Raw genomic sequence first — 1,232 nt, 5'->3', positions numbered from 1 at the left:
GAGTTCCGCGTAGGTGAGGTGTCCGCGCGAGCCGACGGCGTCGGCGAACACGACCGCGGTACCAGTCGGATTCGCCTCGACGGCCGTGGCCATCAACTGCGGGAGGGTAGTGACTCTAGGTCGCCGGGAGCGGGTGGGCCGCACCCGCGCGGGCCGCGTCACGCGAGCCCCGCTTCGTCCCTGGTCCCCCATCCCGGAGCCGGCAGGCTATTCCCCGACAAGCGAAACATGAAAACTCTGCACATCCTGCCTGTAAGAACACGTCCATGACACATTTCCAGCGGACACCCTGGTACTCCAAACCGATCAGCTGTGTCCATGGTCACACAACCGGAAGCTCGGAGTCCGACCGTAGTTCGCTTCACGCGCTACCGAGCAACTCGGTGAGCTCGACGATAGCGGCCACATCGGTCCAGGGCCCCGCCGGTACGGCGCCGACACCATTGTCCAGCACCACAGCGTGCAAATCCTCCAGCGCCGTCGGGTCGAGGGCAGCCAGCCCGTTCCGATCCGTCACCAGATGGGTCACCCATTCGTCGGCCAGCGACTCCGTCAACGCGCCGTCCGCGTCGACCAGCACCACCGACGCGCCCGCCGATCCGGCGGCGACCACCTCGATCAGCGCGGCCGGAGACTGCGGGCTGCCGTGCTGGAAGGTGCGCGATTCGAAGGTCAGTTCGGTGCGGGCGCGCAACCGTCCGGCCGCCGCGGCCAAGTCGTCGTAGCTGAGGGTCTGGTCTCCGACGAATGCGGGGTCGGTGCCGCGGAGGGCGCGGGTGCGGTGTGCGTAGGTGACGGGGCGTGGTGATTCGGCGTCGATTTCGGCGATCATGGCGGGGTCGTCGAGGGCGAGCCAGTCGAGGGTGCTGGTGGGGGGGTCGCCGAGGGTGAGGCCGATCTTGGTCTCGAGGTGTGCGGGCAGTGCGGTGTCGGTGGGAACGACGGCGGCGCCGGTTTTGAGGACGGCCCAGGTGGCGACGACGGCTTCGACGCCGCGGTCCAGGCGCAGTGCCACGCCCGCGCCGGGGCCGCAGCCGCGGGCGATGAGCACCCGCGCCAAACGCGACGAGCGGGCGTCGAGATCCTGGTAGGTCAGCGCGTTCTCACCGGAAACCACGGCAGGCCCGTCCGGGTCGTCCTCGACCGCCGCCGCCAGCGCCTGGGTCAGCGCCGTGCCCGCGGTCGCGGTGGGCGCTTCGACGCTCACCGGCTCCGCCGCGGCCGCCATCCGC

At 70.3% G+C, this 1,232-nt stretch carries 1 protein-coding gene; it reads right to left on the bottom strand.

Annotation, left to right across the window (positions count from 1 at the left end):
* Positions 1 to 361: 361 nt before the first annotated feature.
* Positions 362 to 1,232 (bottom strand): AMP-binding protein (locus tag ACT89H_RS29375; RefSeq protein ID WP_445111918.1); only part of this gene is annotated, 871 nt, incomplete at its 5' end.

Source organism: Nocardia aegles (assembly GCF_052545135.1).
The sequence above is the reverse complement of the archived record's forward strand: the minus strand, read 5'-3'. Positions and strand labels throughout refer to the sequence as shown.